This is a genomic window from Chryseobacterium sp. (genome assembly GCF_008831505.1).
GTDB lineage: Bacteria > Bacteroidota > Bacteroidia > Flavobacteriales > Weeksellaceae > Marnyiella.
The window spans coordinates 2,176,497-2,196,531 of sequence record NZ_CP044507.1; the positions used below are offsets into that span (position 1 = coordinate 2,176,497).

General features: G+C 43.4%; 21 protein-coding genes. 8 read left to right on the forward strand and 13 right to left on the reverse strand.

Going from position 1 to position 20,035, the window contains the following annotated elements; genetic code table 11:
• Nucleotides 1–7: 7 nt before the first annotated feature.
• The 4 genes from F7R58_RS10260 to F7R58_RS10275 all read right to left on the reverse strand — a co-directional run bounded on the left by F7R58_RS10260 (nucleotide 8) and on the right by F7R58_RS10275 (nucleotide 3,320).
• On the reverse strand, nucleotides 8–640 hold the full coding sequence (locus F7R58_RS10260) for a DUF5683 domain-containing protein (RefSeq protein WP_158064829.1): 633 nt from the start codon (nucleotides 638–640) through the stop codon (nucleotides 8–10).
• A complete protein-coding gene (locus F7R58_RS10265) occupies nucleotides 637–1,530 on the reverse strand; it encodes a ParB/RepB/Spo0J family partition protein (protein WP_158064830.1) in 894 nt (297 codons plus the stop codon). Before F7R58_RS10265 ends, F7R58_RS10260 begins: the two co-directional genes overlap by 4 nt.
• 35 nt (nucleotides 1,531–1,565) lie before the next feature.
• Nucleotides 1,566–2,339: a ParA family protein gene (locus F7R58_RS10270; RefSeq protein ID WP_158064831.1), complete on the reverse strand. Its 774-nt coding sequence runs from the start codon at nucleotides 2,337–2,339 to the stop codon at nucleotides 1,566–1,568.
• 159 nt (nucleotides 2,340–2,498) lie between these two features.
• On the reverse strand, nucleotides 2,499–3,320 hold the full coding sequence (locus tag F7R58_RS10275; RefSeq protein WP_158064832.1) for an energy transducer TonB: 822 nt from the start codon (nucleotides 3,318–3,320) through the stop codon (nucleotides 2,499–2,501).
• Between the two features lie 315 nt (nucleotides 3,321–3,635).
• Here F7R58_RS10275 and F7R58_RS10280 point away from each other — a divergent pair, with 315 nt between their 5' ends.
• Nucleotides 3,636–4,028 (forward strand): hypothetical protein, encoded by a 393-nt coding sequence (locus F7R58_RS10280; protein ID WP_158064833.1) that lies wholly within the window; start codon nucleotides 3,636–3,638, stop codon nucleotides 4,026–4,028.
• Between the two features lie 127 nt (nucleotides 4,029–4,155).
• On the opposite strand, the gene F7R58_RS10285 is transcribed toward F7R58_RS10280, so the two are convergent.
• Nucleotides 4,156–5,442, reverse strand: a complete 1,287-nt coding sequence (locus tag F7R58_RS10285) for an adenylosuccinate synthase (protein ID WP_158064834.1) — start codon at nucleotides 5,440–5,442, stop codon at nucleotides 4,156–4,158.
• Nucleotides 5,443–5,601: 159 nt separating this feature from the next.
• Between F7R58_RS10285 and F7R58_RS10290 the strand changes: the two genes are divergently transcribed.
• From F7R58_RS10290 to F7R58_RS10305, 4 genes are all read left to right on the forward strand, one after another.
• The gene (locus F7R58_RS10290; protein WP_158064835.1) at nucleotides 5,602–6,156 is read left to right on the forward strand and encodes a phosphoribosyltransferase; all 555 of its coding nucleotides are present in this window, start codon (nucleotides 5,602–5,604) and stop codon (nucleotides 6,154–6,156) included.
• Between the two features lie 42 nt (nucleotides 6,157–6,198).
• Nucleotides 6,199–6,777, forward strand: a complete 579-nt coding sequence (locus tag F7R58_RS10295) for an adenylate kinase (RefSeq protein WP_158064836.1) — start codon at nucleotides 6,199–6,201, stop codon at nucleotides 6,775–6,777.
• 93 nt (nucleotides 6,778–6,870) lie between these two features.
• Nucleotides 6,871–7,854 carry a GTPase ObgE gene (gene obgE, locus F7R58_RS10300; RefSeq protein WP_158064837.1) on the forward strand — a complete coding sequence of 328 codons (984 nt, stop codon included), beginning with the start codon at nucleotides 6,871–6,873 and terminating at the stop codon, nucleotides 7,852–7,854.
• Nucleotides 7,855–8,068: 214 nt separating this feature from the next.
• Entirely contained in the window at nucleotides 8,069–8,650 is a 582-nt protein-coding gene (locus F7R58_RS10305) for a hypothetical protein (protein ID WP_158064838.1), read from the forward strand.
• A gap of 48 nt (nucleotides 8,651–8,698) precedes the next feature.
• Here F7R58_RS10305 and F7R58_RS10310 read toward each other — a convergent pair whose 3' ends face one another.
• On the reverse strand, nucleotides 8,699–8,956 hold the full coding sequence (locus F7R58_RS10310; RefSeq protein WP_158064839.1) for a hypothetical protein: 258 nt from the start codon (nucleotides 8,954–8,956) through the stop codon (nucleotides 8,699–8,701).
• A 298-nt stretch (nucleotides 8,957–9,254) separates the two neighbouring features.
• On the opposite strand from F7R58_RS10310, the gene F7R58_RS10315 reads away from it, so the two are divergent.
• The 3 genes from F7R58_RS10315 to F7R58_RS10325 all read left to right on the forward strand — a co-directional run bounded on the left by F7R58_RS10315 (nucleotide 9,255) and on the right by F7R58_RS10325 (nucleotide 12,584).
• Nucleotides 9,255–10,535, forward strand: a complete 1,281-nt coding sequence (locus tag F7R58_RS10315) for a DUF389 domain-containing protein (protein WP_158064840.1) — start codon at nucleotides 9,255–9,257, stop codon at nucleotides 10,533–10,535.
• A 137-nt stretch (nucleotides 10,536–10,672) separates the two neighbouring features.
• The gene (locus F7R58_RS10320) at nucleotides 10,673–11,161 is read left to right on the forward strand and encodes a DUF6438 domain-containing protein (RefSeq protein ID WP_158064841.1); all 489 of its coding nucleotides are present in this window, start codon (nucleotides 10,673–10,675) and stop codon (nucleotides 11,159–11,161) included.
• A gap of 169 nt (nucleotides 11,162–11,330) precedes the next feature.
• Nucleotides 11,331–12,584, forward strand: a complete 1,254-nt coding sequence (locus F7R58_RS10325) for a DEAD/DEAH box helicase (protein ID WP_158065467.1) — start codon at nucleotides 11,331–11,333, stop codon at nucleotides 12,582–12,584.
• A 68-nt stretch (nucleotides 12,585–12,652) separates the two neighbouring features.
• Here the strand turns inward: F7R58_RS10325 and F7R58_RS10330 are convergent, their stop codons facing one another.
• From F7R58_RS10330 to F7R58_RS10360, 7 genes are all read right to left on the reverse strand, one after another.
• On the reverse strand, nucleotides 12,653–13,420 hold the full coding sequence (locus F7R58_RS10330) for a TatD family hydrolase (protein ID WP_158064842.1): 768 nt from the start codon (nucleotides 13,418–13,420) through the stop codon (nucleotides 12,653–12,655).
• A gap of 4 nt (nucleotides 13,421–13,424) precedes the next feature.
• On the reverse strand, nucleotides 13,425–14,396 hold the full coding sequence (locus tag F7R58_RS10335) for a GSCFA domain-containing protein (RefSeq protein ID WP_158064843.1): 972 nt from the start codon (nucleotides 14,394–14,396) through the stop codon (nucleotides 13,425–13,427).
• A 26-nt stretch (nucleotides 14,397–14,422) separates the two neighbouring features.
• Nucleotides 14,423–15,394: a polyprenyl synthetase family protein gene (locus tag F7R58_RS10340; RefSeq protein ID WP_158064844.1), complete on the reverse strand. Its 972-nt coding sequence runs from the start codon at nucleotides 15,392–15,394 to the stop codon at nucleotides 14,423–14,425.
• Nucleotides 15,395–15,505: 111 nt separating this feature from the next.
• Nucleotides 15,506–16,648 (reverse strand): inorganic phosphate transporter, encoded by a 1,143-nt coding sequence (locus F7R58_RS10345; protein ID WP_158064845.1) that lies wholly within the window; start codon nucleotides 16,646–16,648, stop codon nucleotides 15,506–15,508.
• Between the two features lie 23 nt (nucleotides 16,649–16,671).
• Entirely contained in the window at nucleotides 16,672–17,310 is a 639-nt protein-coding gene (locus F7R58_RS10350) for a DUF47 domain-containing protein (protein WP_158064846.1), read from the reverse strand.
• Between the two features lie 88 nt (nucleotides 17,311–17,398).
• Nucleotides 17,399–18,118, reverse strand: coding sequence for a DUF2490 domain-containing protein (locus F7R58_RS10355; protein ID WP_158064847.1), 720 nt, complete (start codon nucleotides 18,116–18,118; stop codon nucleotides 17,399–17,401).
• 156 nt (nucleotides 18,119–18,274) lie between these two features.
• The gene (locus F7R58_RS10360) at nucleotides 18,275–20,008 is read right to left on the reverse strand and encodes a DEAD/DEAH box helicase (RefSeq protein ID WP_158064848.1); all 1,734 of its coding nucleotides are present in this window, start codon (nucleotides 20,006–20,008) and stop codon (nucleotides 18,275–18,277) included.
• Nucleotides 20,009–20,035: the final 27 nt, after the last annotated feature.

Below are 20,035 nucleotides of genomic sequence, written 5' to 3' on the forward strand. Positions count from 1 at the left end.
GATTCATTTAAAATTTATAATTGAGGGCTACTCCCACAGTGGACGGTCTATCCGTAAATTCATCATGTATCAGTGTGGGTCGGACAGCCAAATCCGGATCATTACGGCCCTCGTACAGATGAGCGTCTACTACGGCGTCCACAATATTAAGAATATAAATAAGGCCGGTCGCGGCTATGGCATAGTCCCGGTTCCTTTTCCATAGATCCTGCTGTCGGCCCAGGGCCTCTTTCAGATTAGAAATATTATAGTTGGAAAATTCGTGGGGCACGCCATTAATTTCCGATACGAATGCATTCCTGTATCTGCGGTACCGTTTGTCGTTGTAGATCGTTACGCCAATTCCGGCTCCAAGGGCGCCCCAGACTACCGGTATTTTCCAGTATTTCTTATTATAATACTGACCTAAACCAGGCAATACCGCCGAATAGAGACCCGCTTTGGTGGGACTGAAAACAGGTTTTGAATAGGGCGCATTCAGATCCTCGATATTGCTTACTACTTCCAGTTCACTTTTTGGCGTTTTTGCTGAAAGGGTGTCGCGCGGATGATTTTCCGTCCGTATGGTATCATTACGGTTTACCTGAGCCAGGCAGAACACAGACGTCAGCAGGAATAAGACGGTCACGAAGCTCCTCATAACCTAAAATGCGAGAGAATATTATCGAGGTCATCCTGGTTTTTAAAGTCCAGTACAATCTTTCCTTTGTCACCCTTGCCAGAAGCTTTGATTTCAACATTCACATCCAGCGCATCGGCCAGTGATTTCTGCACCCTTTTCAGGCTGTTGGGCAATGCGGTTTTGGCTTTGGGTTCAGCCTTTTTTTCCGGATTCTTAATCTCGGTAGAAGCGAGTTCTGCCTGTCTCACATTGAGTCCTTCACGGATTATTTTCCTGAAGAGGTAATTTTGAGCTTCCGGATCTTCCAGACTGATGATTGCACGGCCGTGACCGGCAGAAATCTCTCCGCTGCGTATGGCATTCTGCACCTCAGGAGTTAAACGCAGAAGTCTTATGGAGTTGGTGATCGTGCTCCTTTCCTTCCCCACCCGCTGACTCAGACTTTCCTGAGTAAGACCAATCTCGTCCAGAAGGCGCTGATAAGTGAGCGCAACTTCAATGGCGTCCAGATCTTCACGCTGGATATTCTCCACCAGGGCCATCTCCAGCAGTTCCTGGTCATTTACGAGGCGTATGTAGGCCGGAATCGTCTCAAGACCTGCAATTTTTGACGCACGGTAACGCCTTTCACCGGAAATGATTTCAAACTTATCACCTTCCTTGCGGACGGTAATAGGCTGTATAACCCCCAAATTCCGGATGGACTGTGCGAGGTCATTAAGAGCCCGCTGATCGAAATAGGTTCTGGGTTGAGAGGCATTTGGATAAATGTCCTCAATCTGAACCTCCACAATATTTCCTACAAACTTATCTGCACCCTCGTCGGTCGCCGAGTTCACTGTCGCTTTGGATTCTGCACTCAGGATAGCACCTAAGCCGCGGCCCATGGCTCTTTTTTTATCTTTCATTTATGTGTTATCGCTTATTTAACCTTCTGCCAAGGTTAATTATTCACCAGATTTTCGTTTTTCAGCAATACCTCTTCAGCCAGCTGAAGGTACTGAATGGCGCCTTTACTTTCAGCATCGTAATTAAGGATACTCTCTCCAAAGCTGGGCGCCTCACTTAAACGCACATTACGGCTTATAATTGTATCAAATACCATCTCGGGGAAATGGCTGTTCACCTCTTCAACTACCTGATTCGAAAGCCGCAGGCGGGAATCATACATCGTGAGCAGTAAGCCTTCAATGTCTAAATCTTTATTGTGGATTTTCTGCACATTTTTAATTGTGTTAAGCAGTTTACCCAACCCTTCCAGCGCGAAATACTCACACTGAATAGGGATAATTACTGAATCCGCGGCTGTTAAAGCATTCACCGTAATTAATCCGAGTGAAGGCGCACAGTCAATAACAATAAAATCATAATCTGCCTGAATCTGGGTCAGCGCATCCTTCAGCATATACTCTCTCTGATCGCGGTCCACCAGTTCAATTTCGGCTGCCACAAGGTCGATATGAGACGGAATGATATCCAGATTGGGTGACGAAGTGCGCTGTATGCATTTTTTGGCGTCCGAACTGTGATCCAGCAGGTTGTAGGTGGAATACTTCACTTCCTCTACACCCAAACCGGAGGTAGCATTGGCCTGCGGGTCTGCATCAATCAGAAGCACTTTCTTTTCCAATACCCCCAATGCTGCAGCCAGGTTCACGGCGGTCGTGGTTTTGCCTACTCCCCCTTTCTGATTCGCTATACCGATGATCTTACCCATTTCTTATCTTTAAAAGACAAAAATACATATTTTTTAATGTCAGGGTAAGCGCATAATGCCGGATAAAATTAAAATACTGACCTTTAACCTCTTAGTATATAAAAATTTATCCACAACCGATAAATCAATTGTGGATAAAAACACTCGTCAAGAACAGGGTTATTCGAACTGCATTGAAATTGGTATACGGAAGTAAGAGCGAACTTTATGGCCGTCCAGCACTGCAGGGTTCCACTTGCCACGGGCTGCAGCAACCGCTTTTTCGGCCTCACGGTTAAAATCTGCATCTTTACCTGTGGCTTTAACCGCGGAAATACTTCCATCGCGTTCTACCACAAAAGTAACCACAGCCGAGATTTTTTCTGCGGAACCCTCGTACGCAGAACCATCAAAATTCTGAAGAACCTTCTTACGGAAAGCCTGGATACCGCCCTGGAAATCAGCCATAACATCCACCCTGGCAGGTATAGAGTTGGGATCCGGTATTACAGCCGGCGCCTGATGAGTGGTGGCTTCCGGTCCCTGAACCGTTGCCGGCGGGTTATATGTATAGACCGGAGCCTCGCCGGGGGTATCCTGTAATCCCGGTACAGCCGTTTCCGGATTTATGGTGGAGACCGGTCGCTCTACAGCATTTTGAGTCGGAACCGGCACGGAAGTGTCATACGTCTGCACTGAAGTGGAAACAGGTTTCACTGCAAGTGGCTCAACCGTCCGATCCGGCAGAACCCAGTCCTCTACAGGGACCCAATGCGGCGGAGTACCCGGGTCGGGAACTGCACCCGGCGACCTGTCTAAATTGGAGAGCAAAAGTGGCGCTATACCAAGAATCACAAAAATGCTGATACCGAAAAACATAGCCTTTCCCAAAAAAGCACCTTCTTCTTTCCTGAGTGCGTAAGCACCATAGTTCTTATTTTTGTGCTGGAATACGATTTCATCTAAAGTCTGCAAACTCTGGGAATCGAATAACTTTTTCATAATGCGGTATTTTACGTGTCGGAAATAATTTACATTTAAACAATGCAACCCTAATATCCTTAAATCAATTTCAATTATATGGCAGCACGGTTTACGGTCTTACAACGAATTTTTTCATGCAATAGATATACCGCAATATTAAATTTGATAAAAAAAATGGGTAGAAACCGGAACTCCTGTAGATTAAACGAAAATCAAGTAACAAACAGCTGTAAAATAGCTGATTTCATCCACTGAAAAAGGGTGATTCACCTTTTGTCACTGCTATCATACAGACATACATTTGTACTTCTGCTAACCGCAAAAACACAGGAAATGGAAACCATTTTAGTCCTTATATATACCACAGGCAGCCTGCCTCAGACCAAAGCCTATAGTTATACCATCAATTTTTACAAAGACTCTACGGCATCCTTAAAAGTTTTCAGGGGCTATGAGGATTCACCTGCATATACGGATACCACTACTTATGACAGGACTGCTTTGGACCAAATAATACAAGACCTCTCACGCCTCCCGGAGTCACAATCATGGGCGGCAGTCGCAGGCACGGAAAGGAGAGAAATTATCTATATGGACGGCGACCGGACGCTTAGGAGAGTAATCACACCGCAGACCATTGAAGACCTTAGAATATTTGAACAGCTGCTTCTTCTTTATGATGAAGATTTCCATTTCCTGCTGAGTAATCAAACCCAAAAACCGTAGATTTCACCTAAGGTGTATGCATCACCGGGGCTAGTTGCACGAACTAAAGCAGCACGATAAAATCCGGATTCTTTACAAAAAAAAGACACCGGCTGCGCGGTGTCATAACTCTAAGAATATTCTTGCATTAAAAAAGTTCCTTTCGTATAATGTTCTGGCTTCTTTCCGGCCCTACGGAAACGAGATAAACGTTGATACCAAGGTACTCCTCAATAAACTCTATATATTTTTTTGCATTTACAGGCAGTTCATCGTAGGACCTGGCATGCGTAATATCTTCGGTCCAACCCTCCAGTTCTTTATAGATCGGTTCGTAGTTGTACAACTTAGTGGTGGATGAAGTAAAGTAATCAATAATCTTTCCGTCCTCTGTTTTGTACTGCGTAGCCACTTTAAGAGTCGGGATTCCGGACAATACATCCAGTTTAGTGATAACCAGGTTATTGATACCGTTAATCATTGTCGCATGTTTGAGCGATACAAGGTCCAGCCAACCCGTCCTTCTTGGCCTTCCCGTAGTAGCACCGAATTCATGACCTACTTTACGGATCTCTTCACCCAGCTCGTTGTCCAACTCGGTTGGAAACGGCCCATGACCCACACGGGTTGTGTATGCTTTGGCCACACCGATAAGATTCTGCAGACTTGTAGGGGGCACACCGGCACCCGTACAAACTCCACCGGTTGATGGTGATGAAGATGTCACATACGGATAGGTCCCAAAATCAATATCGAGCATCAATGCCTGAGCGCCTTCAAAAAGTATATTTTTTCCGTCTCTGATCGCCTGATTCAGTTCCACTTCCGTATCTACGATCCGGTCTTTCAGTTTTTCACCTATCTCCAGGAACTCATTATAGATTTCATCCACATCAAGAGTAGGCTTGTTGAAATACTTTTCAAAAAGGCTGTTTTTGCTTTTCAGGTTTTTCTCAATCTTCTCACGCAGGACTTCGGGGTTCAGTAGGTCTACCATGCGGATTCCCGCCCTGGCAATCTTGTCCTCATAGCAGGGGCCGATGCCCTTCTTGGTGGTGCCAATCTGTGTTCCATCCTCATCTTCCTCACGGTAAGTATCCAGTAATATATGATAAGGCATAATAACATGTGCCCGGCGGCTGATGAAAACATGATCTGTTCTCATTCCTTTGGCTTCCAGCTGGCCAACCTCTTTCATAAAGGCTTTGGGGTTTACCACCACTCCATTGGCGATGATGCATTTCCCACGGCACTGTAAAACTCCGGAGGGCAAAAGGTGAAGTACAAATTTCTCCTCTCCGGCATATACCGTATGCCCCGCATTGTCGCCACCCTGAAAACGTACGACATAATCTGATTTTGCGGAAAGCACATCCGTTATTTTTCCTTTGCCTTCATCTCCGTACTGAAGACCAACAACCACGTAAGTTGACATATTTTACTGTTTTTAGATTCGCGCAAAGTTACTTTTAATATAAGTTTCAGACAAAGTTTGCCGGAAAAATCTTGGCTATTGGGTCATATTTTGGCGGCTGAATGACAGTAAAAACTTTTCCGATAAAAATGCTTAAATTTGCGGTCTTCAAAACAGTGTATGGAATCCATTGAAATTCACGACAAGACCTTCGTTCCTTATTTAAAGGATGCTGAAATACAGGAAATTGTAAAAGCGACCGCTTTAAAGATCTATGAAGATTACAGGGATGAAGTTCCGGTTTTCATCGGCGTACTGAACGGTGTGGTTATGTTTTTTTCCGATTTGCTGAAACACTATCCGGGACCCTGCGAAATCGCGTTTATACAGATGAGTTCTTATGTCGGAACACAGTCCACAGGAATTGTGTACCAGAAAATGGAACTTACCAAGGAGATAAAAGACAGGCATATTATTCTGGTGGAAGACATTGTAGATACCGGCAACACGGTTGAAAGTCTATTCCAGTATTTTAACGAGACACAAAGACCAAAGTCAGTGAAACTTGCATCCTTCCTGCTTAAGCCGGAAGTGTATAAGAAGGATTTCAAACTGGATTATATAGGCAAAGAAATTCCGAACAAGTTTGTCCTTGGCTACGGTCTGGATTATGATGAACTCGGCAGGAACCTGAAAGACCTTTACCAACTTGAAGAAGGCCAGATCAACCACTAATCATCCGCCAGGGCGGAACTCTTCCATAACAAACAATTATTCATGATCAATATCGTATTATTTGGTCCTCCGGGCAGCGGAAAAGGCACACAGGCGCAGAACCTGATAGAGAAATTTAACCTGAAGCAGATTTCTACGGGCGACCTGTTCCGTTATAACATAAAGAATGAAACCGAACTGGGCAAACTGGCAAAATCTTATATAGATAAAGGAGAACTCGTACCTGACCAGGTAACCACAGATATGCTCACGGAGGAAGTTAAAAAACCAACCGACACCAACGGCTTTATCTTTGATGGTTACCCAAGAACGGTAAACCAGACCGAAGCACTGGAGGAAATTGTAAAAAAAGAGCTCAACTCAGAAATTTCTGTTTGTCTTTCTTTGGTGGTTGAAGATGAGATCCTTGTAGACCGCTTACTGAAAAGAGGCGAAACCAGCGGCCGTTCCGATGACTCAAATGAGGAAATTATCCGCACCAGGATTCAGGAATACTACAGTAAAACTGCTGAGGTAGCCGAACTGTACAAGAAGCAGAATAAATATGTAGAAATAAACGGTGTAGGCGAAATAGAAGAGATTTCGGAAATGCTGTACGCTGAAGTAGAAAAAATAAAATAGGATGCAGGTGCGGAGATTTAGGACACAGAATGCATTTCCTTACAAATCCAGATCCGTAAACTAAACCTTAACCTAAACCCTAAAAAGTATAATATGTCAAACTTTGTAGATTACGTAAAAATTCACTGTAAATCCGGACACGGAGGTGCAGGATCGGCGCACCTTCGCCGTGAAAAATATATTCCCAAAGGCGGTCCCGACGGTGGCGACGGCGGTCGCGGGGGACACGTGATCATGAAAGGTGACGCACATGAGTGGACGCTACTGCCGCTGCGGTTTACACGCCACATAAAGGCGGAACGCGGACATAACGGTGCAAAAAACCAGCTTACCGGCGCTTATGGCGAAGATGTATATATTAAAGTGCCGTTGGGAACTATTGCCAAAAATGAGGACGGCGAAGTAATTGCCGAAATCATGGAGGATGGCCAGGAAATTATCCTGATGCATGGCGGTAAGGGTGGTTTGGGTAATGAGCATTTCAAATCTTCCACCAACCAGACTCCGCGTTATGCCCAACCCGGAATGCCCGGTGAGGAAGGTTATATTACCTTCGAACTAAAAATCCTTGCTGATGTAGGCCTGGTAGGCTTCCCCAATGCAGGGAAATCCACCCTGCTGGCCGCAGTTTCGGCCGCCAAGCCAAAGATTGCCGACTATGCCTTCACTACCCTGACTCCAAACCTGGGTATCGTGGATTACAGGAATTACAAATCATTTGTAATGGCCGATATACCCGGGATCATTGAAGGTGCCGCGGAAGGCAAGGGATTAGGTCACCGATTCCTGCGACATATAGAAAGGAATTCTATCCTGTTGTTTTTAATTCCGGCAGATTCTGAAAGCCATTATAAGGAATTTGAGATTTTAGAAAACGAACTGAAAAAATACAATCCGGAACTGCTGGATAAGGACTACATTATTTCCATCTCCAAAGCCGATTTGCTGGATGATGAACTTAAGGATGAAATCTCAAAGGAGTTTCCGGAAAACCGCAAGCCGGTATTTTTCTCAAGTGTCACACAGGAAGGCCTTACGGAACTGAAGGATGTAATCTGGAAGAAACTGCACGGGTAATACGACTTACAAATAATAAAAAACAGATTTGGTTTCCGGGTCTGTTTTTTTTTGGCACAATGATGTGCTTCTTAAAACATTAATCATAATCAGTTTTGGTTTATTTAGCCTGCCTTACACGTAAACTGATTACCATGCGAGGCAAAGGCGCAGTGGTTTCGAGCGTTGGCTTCCAATGCCTGCGTATTTTGTACCGATAATGAAAGTAAAATTTATGAAAAACACAGCACTCCAATTCATTATGCGTAACCGCTTATCCCACCGCAAAATAGGAGTTACAAAGGCATTTTTAAAATTTTGGAAAACACTTTGGCAGAAAGAGGACTTGCGTATATTTGAGAGATGCGCAAAAGCGTTTTCGCTGCCGAAAAAACCTTCAACACATCTACGGATTAGCAAAATTCCCTCAGGAAAGCAAGCTTTCAGAGGAAACTTCGCCAATCCGCGCTCGGTTAGCTGTAATTGTTACCAAACTCACGCTCAAAGCAAAATGACAGAAAGAAAGCAATCATTTTTTAATAATACAAAAAGTAATTCATTATTAATAATTTTGATTTTTATCTTTGCTTTCATTTCAGCAAAATCAACCGAAAGTTTTAGAATTAGTGATTATCGCTGGGTTTACCAAACTGGCATTTATTTATGCTACATTTTTCATTATATAGCATTAATTAGTTGTGTTATTAACTTATATTTAGTAATAGTATCAAAGACGAATGAAAGCGATAAATTATTATTTTCAATAATCAATTCGATTCCGTTACTATTTTGGATTTATATTTTTCTTCAAAATTAATATTGAAAACCAAATTCTTAATATACCAAATGTCGATATTAATGAAAATTAAATCTTACTTAGTAAATAACCGAGAAAAGCTCCTACAAAAACTAAAATAATATCAGTTTTTTTATCACGATCGTATGTGTTCCAAAACATCTTTAAATCAGAAATAATTTTATACTCTTTATTCTCAATCTCCCATCCATCTTCTACATACTTTTTGAGTTCTCTTTTTGAGACAGTTTTAAATTCATAATCTGCGAAAAACCAACTTTCCAAAACTGGAAATTTCTTAATAGTATATTTAATTTCAAACATCATAATCTCTAATATAATGAAAAATCAATTTAAAATACAACTACAGCTAATAACTAAGCTTTCGTCTTGTCCGCAGGACACGAGATGAAAGCACGTTGAACGGAACCTTCGGGAGCTTTTTGGCAGTCTATGGAATTTTCTATTTTTAAATTTACTATCGCAGACAGTTTTTCGAAGGACTGCTCTTTGTACGATCTAATGAGTTTTTTGAAACTGTCATTTTATTTTGAAAATAACTGCACGGATTAAATAACCGCACTCTCAGCCTTTTCAGTAAATTTGCCGACAATTCTTTTGCTCAATGAACAATATTTTTAACCTGCAAAACGGCGAAGAGGACAAGCAAAAAGTCCTTGCTAATGTTAAAAAAAACATTTCTTTCAGTGGTTCCAATCTTTGGATTTTAGCCTGCGCCATTATGGTGGCTTCTGTAGGTCTTAATGTGAATTCTACCGCTGTAGTTATCGGCGCAATGCTTATTTCGCCTTTGATGGGTCCAATCATCGGGGCAGGTTTCGCTTTGGGAATGTTTGATTTTCAATTGCTGCGCAGGTCCCTTAAAAATCTTTTACTTTCGACAGTAGTAGGACTTGTGGTTTCTTTTCTCTACTTTCTCTTAAGCCCTTATAAAGAAGCACAGTCCGAAATCATTTCACGTACGGCACCCAATATTTATGATGTGCTCATCGCCTTTTCAGGTGGCTTAGTGGGTGTAATTGCAGTGACCCGTGTAGAAAAAGGCAATCCGATTCCAGGCGTAGCGATCGCAACTGCTTTGATGCCACCGCTCTGTACAGCAGGATATGGCTTGGCGACAGGAAATTTCGTCTATTTTGGCGGCGCCATGTTTCTTTACTCAATCAATTGCGTTTTCATCTGTATCGCGACGTATTCAATTGTAAAATTTCTAAAATATCCCGCCGTTGAAGTTGTTGATAAAAAGAAATCAGACAGAATAAGGATTTGGATCTCAGTGATCGTTGCTTTAATGATCATCCCAAGTATATTTTTCGCCTACCGTTTCGTAACGAAACAGAATTACGAAGTAAAAGTTGACCAATTCCTCACACGTGAGTTCGAAGAAAAAGGGAATACGATAGTTTACAAGAAAACTTCATATTATACCATACCAAAAACGATTGAGCTGGCTTTTTTGACCCGAAAATTTTCTACTCAGCAGATCGCGGAAATCAATAAGAAACTAAAAGACTATAAAATTGAGGGAACAAAGGTGATTATTCGCCAGGACAGCGCATTTCTCGCAAATGCTACACTCACAAAATCTGACATAAATGAAGTTGAGGATAAATCGACCGCCATTATTGCCGAACTTAAAAACAAGGTGAGTAAATATTCCTTCGATACACAAAATATTTATCCTGAGGCCAGGTCAATTTTACCTGCAATCAAGTCGATTTCTGTGGCAAAACAGGAAATTTTCAACAATACAGATTCCACCAAAATAATTCCAGTTGCATTGTACCAATCCTCAGAAGCCCTGACCGAACCGCAGGTGAAAACCCTGCGTCAATGGCTAAAAGTCAAACTTAAAGTTGACACTTTAGAGATTTACAGAAGGTAGAGCCGATTTTCAGCAGCTTTACCCAACGGTCCATCAACACACTGCTCAAAACTTCACTGTGACGGTGGGATAAATGTGCTACACCAGTCTCCCTTCCTTTTTGGAACACTTGTTGCGCACTACACAAAAAATTCGACATGAAATACATGTTCCTACTCTTGGGTGCTGCACTGTTAATGGCATGTACCGCACGGAATAAATCAGAATATACCACGATAGAATACGAGGCCGGCGCCTGCTTTGGCTTCTGCCCTATCTTTAAGATGACCATCAATCCGGACCGCACCGCTGTGCTGGAAGCAGAACATTTTAACTTTTCTGACGGACGGTCCAAAGACGAATTCTCCCTGCCGCGGGAAGGTACATTTAAAGGCACCATTAAAGAAGAAGACTATCGTAAGCTCATTGAAATGCTGAACGCACTGAAACCAAATACACTTAAAGATAAATACGGCAGCCGTACTGTAACTGACCTTCCTAATTCGTATCTGCGCCTGAACTTTAAGGACGGAAGCTCAAAAGTGGTGGAAGATTACGGCAAGCACGGCACACCGGATTTGGAGAAACTTTACCGTTATTTTGAGGACCTGAGATACAACCAAAACTGGCAAAAAGTTTCTGAATAGGGATTTGCAGCATTGCAGCAAATAAAAACGTATCTTTGCAGCCTATTTCGCGGCATTCTAAGCCATTTCGTAATTCGTTTTACAAAAGATTCTGTTTTATTTATTGAGGACAGGATGAATGAAGAAGCATAACGCTTCGTCCGCACTAATTTTAATACAGGACAAAATTTTGTTATTTACAGACTTAAATTTAATTAAGCCCATACTCGATGCGCTTAAGCAGGAAGGTTATGAAAAACCAACTCCAATTCAAGAACAGGCCATTCCCGAAATCCTGAAAGGCCGTGACCTGCTGGGTACCGCGCAAACCGGAACCGGGAAAACCGCAGCCTTTGCCATCCCGCTACTGCAGAACCTTACGGAAAAAAACATCCGTAACAACCAGATCAAGGCTCTGATCCTCACACCTACACGTGAACTGGCCATTCAGATTGAAGAAAGCTTCAATGCCTACGGCCGTAATTTGAAACTCAGAAACCTGGTGGTTTTTGGTGGCGTTAAGCAGGGTGCGCAGGAGCAGTCCCTGAAAAGAGGTGTGGACATATTGGTGGCTACGCCCGGGAGATTGCTGGATTTCATCTCACAGGGTATTATTTCACTGAAGCAACTGGAAATCTTCGTTCTGGACGAAGCCGACAGAATGCTGGATATGGGATTTGTACACGACGTAAAGAAAATAGTGAAGATGCTCCCGGAGAAAAGACAGACCCTGTTTTTCTCGGCAACTTTCCCGGATGAGATCAAGAATTTGGCTAATTCCATACTGAACAACCCGGTGAAGGTAGCTGTGGCTCCGGTATCTGCCACGGCAGACACCATACAGCAGAAGGTTTATTTCGTTGAGAAGGAAGACAAGCTGGAACTGCTGACACACATCCTGAAAAACGACATCAGAGAATCTGTACTTGTATTCGCACGAACCAAGCACGGAGCAGATAAAATCGCCAGAAAACTGCAGTCTCATAAGATTTCAGCCGAAGCCATTCACGGAAACAAATCGCAGAACGCCAGGCAGAACGCCCTTACCAACTTTAAATCGGGAAAGACAAGGATTTTGGTGGCTACAGACATTGCTGCCAGAGGAATTGATATTGATGAGCTGAAGTATGTTGTTAATTTTGAACTTTCTGATGTTTCCGAAACCTACGTACACCGTATCGGCAGAACGGGCCGGGCCGGCGCTGAGGGACAGTCCATTTCTTTTGTGGACGGTCTGGACCTGCTGAACCTGAAGAATACTGAAAAACTCATCGGCAAAAAAATTCCGGTAGAGCGTGACCACCCTTTCCACACGGACAGTTTGGTGCCGCAAAAAAGGGATTCCAACAACAAACCTTTTACTCCAAGGCCAAAACTACAGGCCAAAGAAAACATCGGCTACAAGAAACCTCACAATAAAAGTAATTTTTCCAGAAACAAATAAGATGTCCGCTGAAAGTCAAAGCCTCTCCGAATTGAAGAGGCTTTTTTTTGCTACATGCGGGAGTCAGTTTACTCCTTACCAAAGAGCCTAAGGGCATTTTCGGTAGTTATCCTGTCAATTTCAGAATAGTCTTTACCGTAAACATCAACCAGTTTACCTACAACAAGATCCAGGTAGGAACTTTCATTCCTTTTGCCGCGGAAAGGCACCGGCGCCAGGTACGGAGAGTCAGTTTCCAGCACGATATTAACCAGGGGAATTTCATGCAGGAACTGATCAACCTTTCCGTTTTTAAAGGTGACCACTCCACCGATTCCAAGCAGGAAGTTGAGCTCGACGGCATGGCGGGCCTGTTCCAGATTTCCGGAAAAGCAATGAAAGATTCCGCGCAGTCCCGGATGCTTTTTCCTTTCCAGGACTTCAAAAACCTCATCAAAGCTTTCGCGCGTATGGATGACGATGGGCAGATCGCGTTCAATTGCCCAGTCTATCTGTGTTTCAAAAGCTTTCACCTGAATATCCAAAGTTGTCTTATCCCAATAAAGGTCAATGCCAATCTCCCCGATGGCCGGAAAGTTTCGCTTATTCAGATATTCCTCTACAATTTTAAGTTCGTGCTCCCAGGTTTCGGGTTTTACATAACATGGGTGCAGACCCATCATGGAAAATATCCGGTCCGGATAATCCTGTTCCAGCGCCAGCATTTTATCATGGGTTTCGGAGTCAATTGCGGGCAGGTAAAACTGACTCACGCCTTTTGCGACAGCGCGGTCAATTACTGCCGCACGGTCTTCGTCAAATTCTTCAGAATACAGATGGGTATGGGTATCAATCATTTTGTTATTGTTGAGGAAATGCGTCTGAAAAAACCGTGTGCTTTACAACGGTTTGCTGCAGGGCAATCCTGCCTTTCAGATTCTCCAGGAAATCCTGGTACCTTGGGTCAGTTTCGTCTGACGGTCTGTGGGCAAGTGCGCGGCTGATCCTAAAGTTTTCTTCCACAAAATCCATGGTTTGGTCGCTGAAATACGCGCTTCCAAATTTTTCCCAGATATATTGGACCGCCCGGTTGCTGGGGTGAATTAGGTCGTCTTTATAAAAACGATAGTCCCGGAGGTCATCCATCAGTATTTCATAAGCAGGTAAATAATGGCAGTCATCAAACTGCTCTGTGACTTCATGTACCGCAGTAATAAGTTTGGCCTTGCTGAGTGTATTTTCTTCCATCCCATCCCTGGTGTGACGTACCGGAGAAACGGTGAAAAGGATCTGGACACCCTCAGGACAGATGTCTTTCAGATGGGTCACGGTTTCATACATCGCATCCGCCAGCTCCAGATTGGTAAGCAGTCTTTTTTTAAAGAATTTTCCGGGAATTTTGTGGCAGTTGGCCACAAGTTTATTTTTTGGAAGAAATTCGTAGACGAATGAAGTTCCATAGGTAATGATCACCCATTTTGTATTCTGCAAGAATAAGTTAGCCTCCTCTATCCCATGGTTAATAAGCTCCAGGGTCTGATGGGCATACCTTGAGTTGAATTTGGTATGATGGTCCAGCGAGATTACCTGATCGTCATAAGCCACCAGATCCTCCTGGTCGTAAAAGGCGGAGTCGTGCAGCCTTTGCACCGCCGTCTTAATTGAATATGGATTAAAGATGGTGCCGAACGGATTGCTCAGCGTCTGCAGCTGACCTGTGGCCAAAAGCGCTGAAATTTCTTCGGAAAAGCAGGAACCAATTGCAAAGATGCGGTCTTCAGGCTCTATCTTAACGGTGGAATCCTTTATATTAACCTCTGTTCTGAATTTCATAAACAATGTAACGCGGATAAGACGGTTTAGCTTTCTCTTCTGAGCAGATAGTTGGCCAGTTCAATAAAAGGTTTTTTCTTCTCATCCGAAATGTCAATCTTCATCAGATAATCGTGAGCGATCTGATTATGCTTCTCAACCAAACGGAGTGTTTTCTCATCGACCTTGGTTCTGCGGAAAATTTTCTCCACACCATAGACTTTATCCACATTATCCGTTTTCTTGCTATACCAGAATTCCAGTTCCTTACGCTCTTCCGGTGTACTGTGTTCCTTAGCGAGAAGATAGAGGACCGTTTTTTTGTTCTCGTAAATATCGCCGGCATGCTTCTTACCAAAATCTTTCTGGTTACCAAACACATCCAGGTAGTCATCCATAATTTGGAATGCAATACCGATATGCTTACCGAAGTTGAAGATATTCTTTGCATCCTTAAATTTCGCTCCTGCAATCAGTGCTCCAATTTCAAAAGACGACGCACTGAGGACGCCCGTTTTGTAAGTGATCATGCGGATATATTCCTCGTAGGTCACATTGTCCTGCGTTTCAAAGTTGATGTCGTACTGCTGACCTTCGCAAAGCAGAAGTCCGGTATGAGTAAATACACGTACACAGGCTTTATAAAGATTGGGTTCCAGGTCTTCAAAGAATTTATATGCCTTAAGCAATAGTCCGTCACCGGAAAGGATGCCCGTGTTAAGGCCGTACACAGTATGTATGGTGGGGACATTTCGCCGCAGCGGTGCCTCATCCATAATATCGTCATGAATAAGTGTAAAATTATGGAAATACTCTATGGCCAGTGCAGGTTTTACCGCTTTTGATAACTCACCGCCAAAGAGGTCGCAGGCCATCAGTACCATAATGGGACGGAGTCGTTTTCCGGCGTTGGAAATGATATAATTCATAGGCTCATACAGCTCCTGAGGTTTATCCCTGAAGGAATATTTTGTAATGGCCTCCGAAACGATTTCCTGATACTGATCTAAAAATTCCATACTTTATTCTTTGATGCAAAAATACGGTTTTATAGATGTTTTAGGTAAGGTTATAAACAAAAAACCACTCCAAATAAAGGAGTGGCTTGTCTATATAATGAAACTAATTTCTTAAATCATCTTCACTAAAAGGTAAGTGATACCTGCCACCATGGCCGAAATAGGAATTGTTAAGATCCAGGCCCACAGCAGGCTTACTGTAATTCCCCAGCGAACGGCTGAAACTCTTTTGGTAAGACCTACACCAATAATGGCACCTGTAATGGTGTGCGTGGTGGAAACCGGGATACCCAGATGATCGGTCAGGAAAAGGGTAATGGCTCCGGCAGATTCTGCGCTTACTCCTTCCAGTGGGGTAACCTTGGTGATACGTGTACCCATGGTTTTTACGATTTTCCAGCCACCACTCATGGTTCCCAGAGCGATCGCAAGGAAGGAAACAAAAGGTACCCAAACATAATCCGTAGTAAAATGCTTGAAACGCTCAGATGAGTCCATCATTGCATATTCGTCGGTGCCACCAATCATTACCACGTGGTAATAAATTACCGCGGCACCAATGATACCCATAACTTTCTGCGCATCATTAAGACCGTGACCTACGCTGAAAAGTGCAGATGAAACCAGCTGCCATCTCTTGAACTGCTTGTCGGCCTTACGCGGGTTACTTCTTCTTGCAAAGTAAACGATGGCGAGTGTAATAAGTATTGATACCAACATACCGATGAAGGGTGCCATGAAAATGAAGAGGAATATAGGAATCACCTTTTCATATTTTACCACATTTTGGGTAAACAGCTGCTGGAAAGCCAGCTTGAGTGTATCCCAAATTCCCAGGTGAGGCATACTGGCCACCACATGCTGATAATCCATTACGAGCGCATTCATAAGAGCGGCACCCAGGAAACCTCCGATAAGGGTGTGCGATGAAGATGATGGGATGCCGAACCACCAGGTAAGTAAGTTCCAGAATATCGCTGCTACCAGACCCGCGAGAATCACCTCCAGGTTAATGAAGTTTTCATTTACAGTCTTGGCGATGGTGTTTCCGATCTTAAACTCGCCAATGACATACATGGCAAGGAAAAAGGCGGCAAAGTTCCAGACAGCAGCCCAAAGTACAGCCTGGAACGGCGTTAGAACCTTAGTAGACACGATGGTTGCAATTGAGTTTGCAGCATCGTGAAATCCGTTAATATAATCAAAGATCAGCGCGAGGACAATGATTATTATGAGGAGAATTGGTAATTCCATTCTTTCGTAAAAAATTATTGCACTTACGCGTACTTGATAATAATGTTCTCAATAGTGTTGGCCACATCCTCGGCCTTGTCGGTCACGATCTCAAGATATTCAAGAACGTGTTTGGTCTTGATGATGTTGATGGCATCTCCCGTCTCAAAAAGTCTTACCAGACCCTGGGACAGCACATCATCAGCAATATTCTCAAAAGAATTGATCTTGATGCATGATTCCTTCACTTCTGCAGGGTTGGTAAATCCTTTCAGATGCTGGATCGCATTTTGGATCTCGACGCAGGATTTGTGAATAAGCAGGGAAAATTCAGAGAATTCCTTTACATCCGGTGTCTTGTAGAGGAAGATGTATTTGGATGAAGCATAAATGTAATCCGCAATATCGTCCAGGCCGGCTGCAAGCATGTTGATGTCCTCGCGGTCAAAAGGCGTGATAAAGTTTTCGCCCAGCTGTACAAAGATCTCATGAGTAAGATCGTCCATTTTATGTTCATAATCACTCATCTTTTTAAGGAGTGAATCGTCATTCAGGTCGAAATCAAGCATTCCGTCGTGAAATTCCTGAGACATCTGCACAAGAGTGTCTGCTACCTTTTCGAACAGTACGAAGAAGACTTTGTCTTTTGGCTGAAATGCCTTGAAAATGTTACCAATTCCCATTTTGTCTGTTGTTTAATTTAGAGTTGCAAATATCCGGATAACCGGGCACAAGGTTTTTATGTTTTATATTAAGTTTTGTTCACATTTGTCAGTCCGCTACCGGATAGGACTGCGGCACATCTTTAAGCCTGTCCAGCGTGAAGTTAAGTGCAAAATAAAGGAAATGGAGATTCCGGGTATTGTCTGCGGTGAATTCGCGCTGCCACATATAGGCCAGGTTGGCACTCACATTGTGGTTGTACACGTATCCAATTCCAGTCAGAAACCTGTTTCTCTTGAAGGTGGGTTCTTCAGGGCCCACAAAAACTTCGTTGAAGGCATTTACAAAGAAGGTATTGGCTTCCAGTTTTTCCCTGTTAATCGGCAAGGTGGCGGAGAGCCTGTAACGGTAACGTTCTGTATTGGCTTCCGTATCCGTTTGAGGGTAATAATAGAGACGTTTTTCGGCACGAACCCTATGATCCAGTTTCAGGCGGTCCAGGTTGTGCGAGTAGGTGTATTGCAGCCACAAACGGGTTTCGCGCTGATAAAAATCGCTGTTTCTGTAAGTTCCGTAAGTTCCGATTCCTACAAAAGGTTGGTGTTTGCCTATATTGTAACCCAAACCACCTTTAACTTCATAATAGTCGATCTTTACAAAATCCTCGATGCCGCGTGTCTGAAGTTCCAGATACGCCAGCCAGTTCTTGTCATGTTTATAGGAGAACGACATCATATTGAATGATGAAATATGTTCGCGCGGATTGGTCTGCGAAAAACCTGCGGTAAAAGTCAGAAGGAGTACCAGTAAGTTCAGCGATTTTTTCATAGCTTGATTTAAGCGACAAAGGTACTAAACTTGAAATGTTAACAATGTTAATTTAATATTAAGTTAATTGATGTGTAACATCAGAAGGTGCACAGAATTTTTGGCATAAAAAAAGCACGGCTGACCGTGCTTCAAATTATCTCTGCAAAAGAAAGTTTAGTTGGCCTCTTCAGCTCTCATTTCCTTTCCTTTAAACTTCTGGGTTTTCAGGCCTTTTATAACCTCATCCTTGAAGGATTTCTCAACTTCAAAGAAGGAAAACTTCTCCATGATTTCAATATCACCGATGTCCGGACGTTTTTTGGATTTTGCGGTGGCCTTGTTCAGGATTTCAAGCATATCCATTTTTTTCAGGTGGTCTCTTTTTCCAAGGTTGAAGAAAAATCTCACCATATCGCCGTTACTTCTTTTCGGTTTCCTGTCCCGGCCAAAATCACGGCCACCGTCTCTGCCACCGTCACGGAAACTGTCCCGGCGGTCATTACCACGGTCACGATCACCTCTTCCCCTCTCATCGCGGTCGCGGCGGTTACGGTCGCGGCGGCTTTCACCACGGTCGTCACTGCTGAATTTCTGGTCTACCATGTCGTTCTTATCCTTATAGAACATCGCCAGGTCCCTTAGCTGCAGCTGCAGAAGTTTGTGTACCAATTCTTCTTTACTGAAATCGGAAAGATCCGGAATCAGAGCATCATCAAAAGTGAAAAACTCCTCGTGCTCGGTAAACAGTTTTTCGAAAACACCACCTACCTGTGCTTTAATGATTGCGTCACCTGTAGGAATTTTCTTTTCAATGATGTCAATTTTGGTGGACATCTTTATCTGCTTCAGTTTTCTGGACTCCTCAGGCTTGATAAGCGCCATGGAGATTCCGTCTTTTCCGGCACGTCCTGTCCGGCCGCTACGGTGTACGAATACTTCTGGATCGTCCGGCAGTGAATAATGGATTACATGGGTAAGGGAATTCACATCAAGACCACGGGCAGCCACATCGGTAGCTACCAAAATGTCAATATTTTTCAGTCTGAATTTCTTCATCACCGTATCCCTCTGTGCCTGGCTAAGGTCGCCATGAAGTGCATCTGCGGCATAACCGTTCTGCATCAGGAAATCTGCAACCTCCTGAGTTTCCATACGGGTACGGCAGAAAATGATGGAATATTGATTTGGGTTGGCGTCAATAAGTCTTTTCAGCGCTTCTTTCTTATGACGGTAACCTACCACATAATATTCATGCTGAATGTTTTTCTTCACCTCATTTATTGAACCCACAGAAATGCGGTGAGGTTCTGTAAGGTAGTTTTTAGAGATCCTCTCCACCTCCTTGTTCATCGTTGCCGAGAAAAGGTAGGTATGTTTGGTTTCAGGGGTCTCTCTCAGTATCGTTTCCAGGTCATCTTTGAAACCCATGGAAAGCATTTCATCAGCTTCGTCCAGAACAAGCCACTGTATCTCTGAAAAATCAAGTGCTTTTCTGTTGATAAGGTCGATCACACGCCCCGGTGTACCCACAATAATCTGTGGTTTATCACGCAGGGAGCGGATTTGGTCGGAAATACTCGATCCACCATAAACCGCAGTGGTCTTGATGTCTCTCATGTATTTCGAATAATTTTTAATGTCTTTGGTAATCTGCAAACAAAGTTCTCTGGTAGGACAAAGCACCAAAAATTGGATTTTGCGACTCCCGTCGTCAATCATATCCAAAATCGGAAGCGAAAATGCTGCTGTTTTGCCTGTTCCTGTTTGCGCAAGTGCGATGAGATCGCGTATATCTGTAGAGATAAAAGGAATAGTCTGTTTTTGGATTTCTGTTGGGCTTACAAAGCCCAGTTCGCCAACTGCCTTCAAAATTTCAGGACTTAAGTTGGTCTCCGTAAATAAATTCATGTAAAAGATCGTCTATAATTCTGCCGC

Coding starts and splice junctions, on each gene's coding strand:
- F7R58_RS10260 (WP_158064829.1), bottom strand. CDS start 640: ATGAGGAGCTTCGTGACCGTCTTATTCCTGCTGACGTCTGTGTTCTGC.
- F7R58_RS10265 (WP_158064830.1), bottom strand. CDS start 1,530: ATGAAAGATAAAAAAAGAGCCATGGGCCGCGGCTTAGGTGCTATCCTG.
- F7R58_RS10270 (WP_158064831.1), bottom strand. CDS start 2,339: ATGGGTAAGATCATCGGTATAGCGAATCAGAAAGGGGGAGTAGGCAAA.
- F7R58_RS10275 (WP_158064832.1), bottom strand. CDS start 3,320: ATGAAAAAGTTATTCGATTCCCAGAGTTTGCAGACTTTAGATGAAATC.
- F7R58_RS10280 (WP_158064833.1), top strand. CDS start 3,636: ATGGAAACCATTTTAGTCCTTATATATACCACAGGCAGCCTGCCTCAG.
- F7R58_RS10285 (WP_158064834.1), bottom strand. CDS start 5,442: ATGTCAACTTACGTGGTTGTTGGTCTTCAGTACGGAGATGAAGGCAAA.
- F7R58_RS10290 (WP_158064835.1), top strand. CDS start 5,602: ATGGAATCCATTGAAATTCACGACAAGACCTTCGTTCCTTATTTAAAG.
- F7R58_RS10295 (WP_158064836.1), top strand. CDS start 6,199: ATGATCAATATCGTATTATTTGGTCCTCCGGGCAGCGGAAAAGGCACA.
- obgE (WP_158064837.1), top strand. CDS start 6,871: ATGTCAAACTTTGTAGATTACGTAAAAATTCACTGTAAATCCGGACAC.
- F7R58_RS10305 (WP_158064838.1), top strand. CDS start 8,069: ATGAAAAACACAGCACTCCAATTCATTATGCGTAACCGCTTATCCCAC.
- F7R58_RS10310 (WP_158064839.1), bottom strand. CDS start 8,956: ATGATGTTTGAAATTAAATATACTATTAAGAAATTTCCAGTTTTGGAA.
- F7R58_RS10315 (WP_158064840.1), top strand. CDS start 9,255: ATGAACAATATTTTTAACCTGCAAAACGGCGAAGAGGACAAGCAAAAA.
- F7R58_RS10320 (WP_158064841.1), top strand. CDS start 10,673: ATGAAATACATGTTCCTACTCTTGGGTGCTGCACTGTTAATGGCATGT.
- F7R58_RS10330 (WP_158064842.1), bottom strand. CDS start 13,420: ATGATTGATACCCATACCCATCTGTATTCTGAAGAATTTGACGAAGAC.
- F7R58_RS10335 (WP_158064843.1), bottom strand. CDS start 14,396: ATGAAATTCAGAACAGAGGTTAATATAAAGGATTCCACCGTTAAGATA.
- F7R58_RS10340 (WP_158064844.1), bottom strand. CDS start 15,394: ATGGAATTTTTAGATCAGTATCAGGAAATCGTTTCGGAGGCCATTACA.
- F7R58_RS10345 (WP_158064845.1), bottom strand. CDS start 16,648: ATGGAATTACCAATTCTCCTCATAATAATCATTGTCCTCGCGCTGATC.
- F7R58_RS10350 (WP_158064846.1), bottom strand. CDS start 17,310: ATGGGAATTGGTAACATTTTCAAGGCATTTCAGCCAAAAGACAAAGTC.
- F7R58_RS10355 (WP_158064847.1), bottom strand. CDS start 18,118: ATGAAAAAATCGCTGAACTTACTGGTACTCCTTCTGACTTTTACCGCA.
- F7R58_RS10360 (WP_158064848.1), bottom strand. CDS start 20,008: ATGAATTTATTTACGGAGACCAACTTAAGTCCTGAAATTTTGAAGGCA.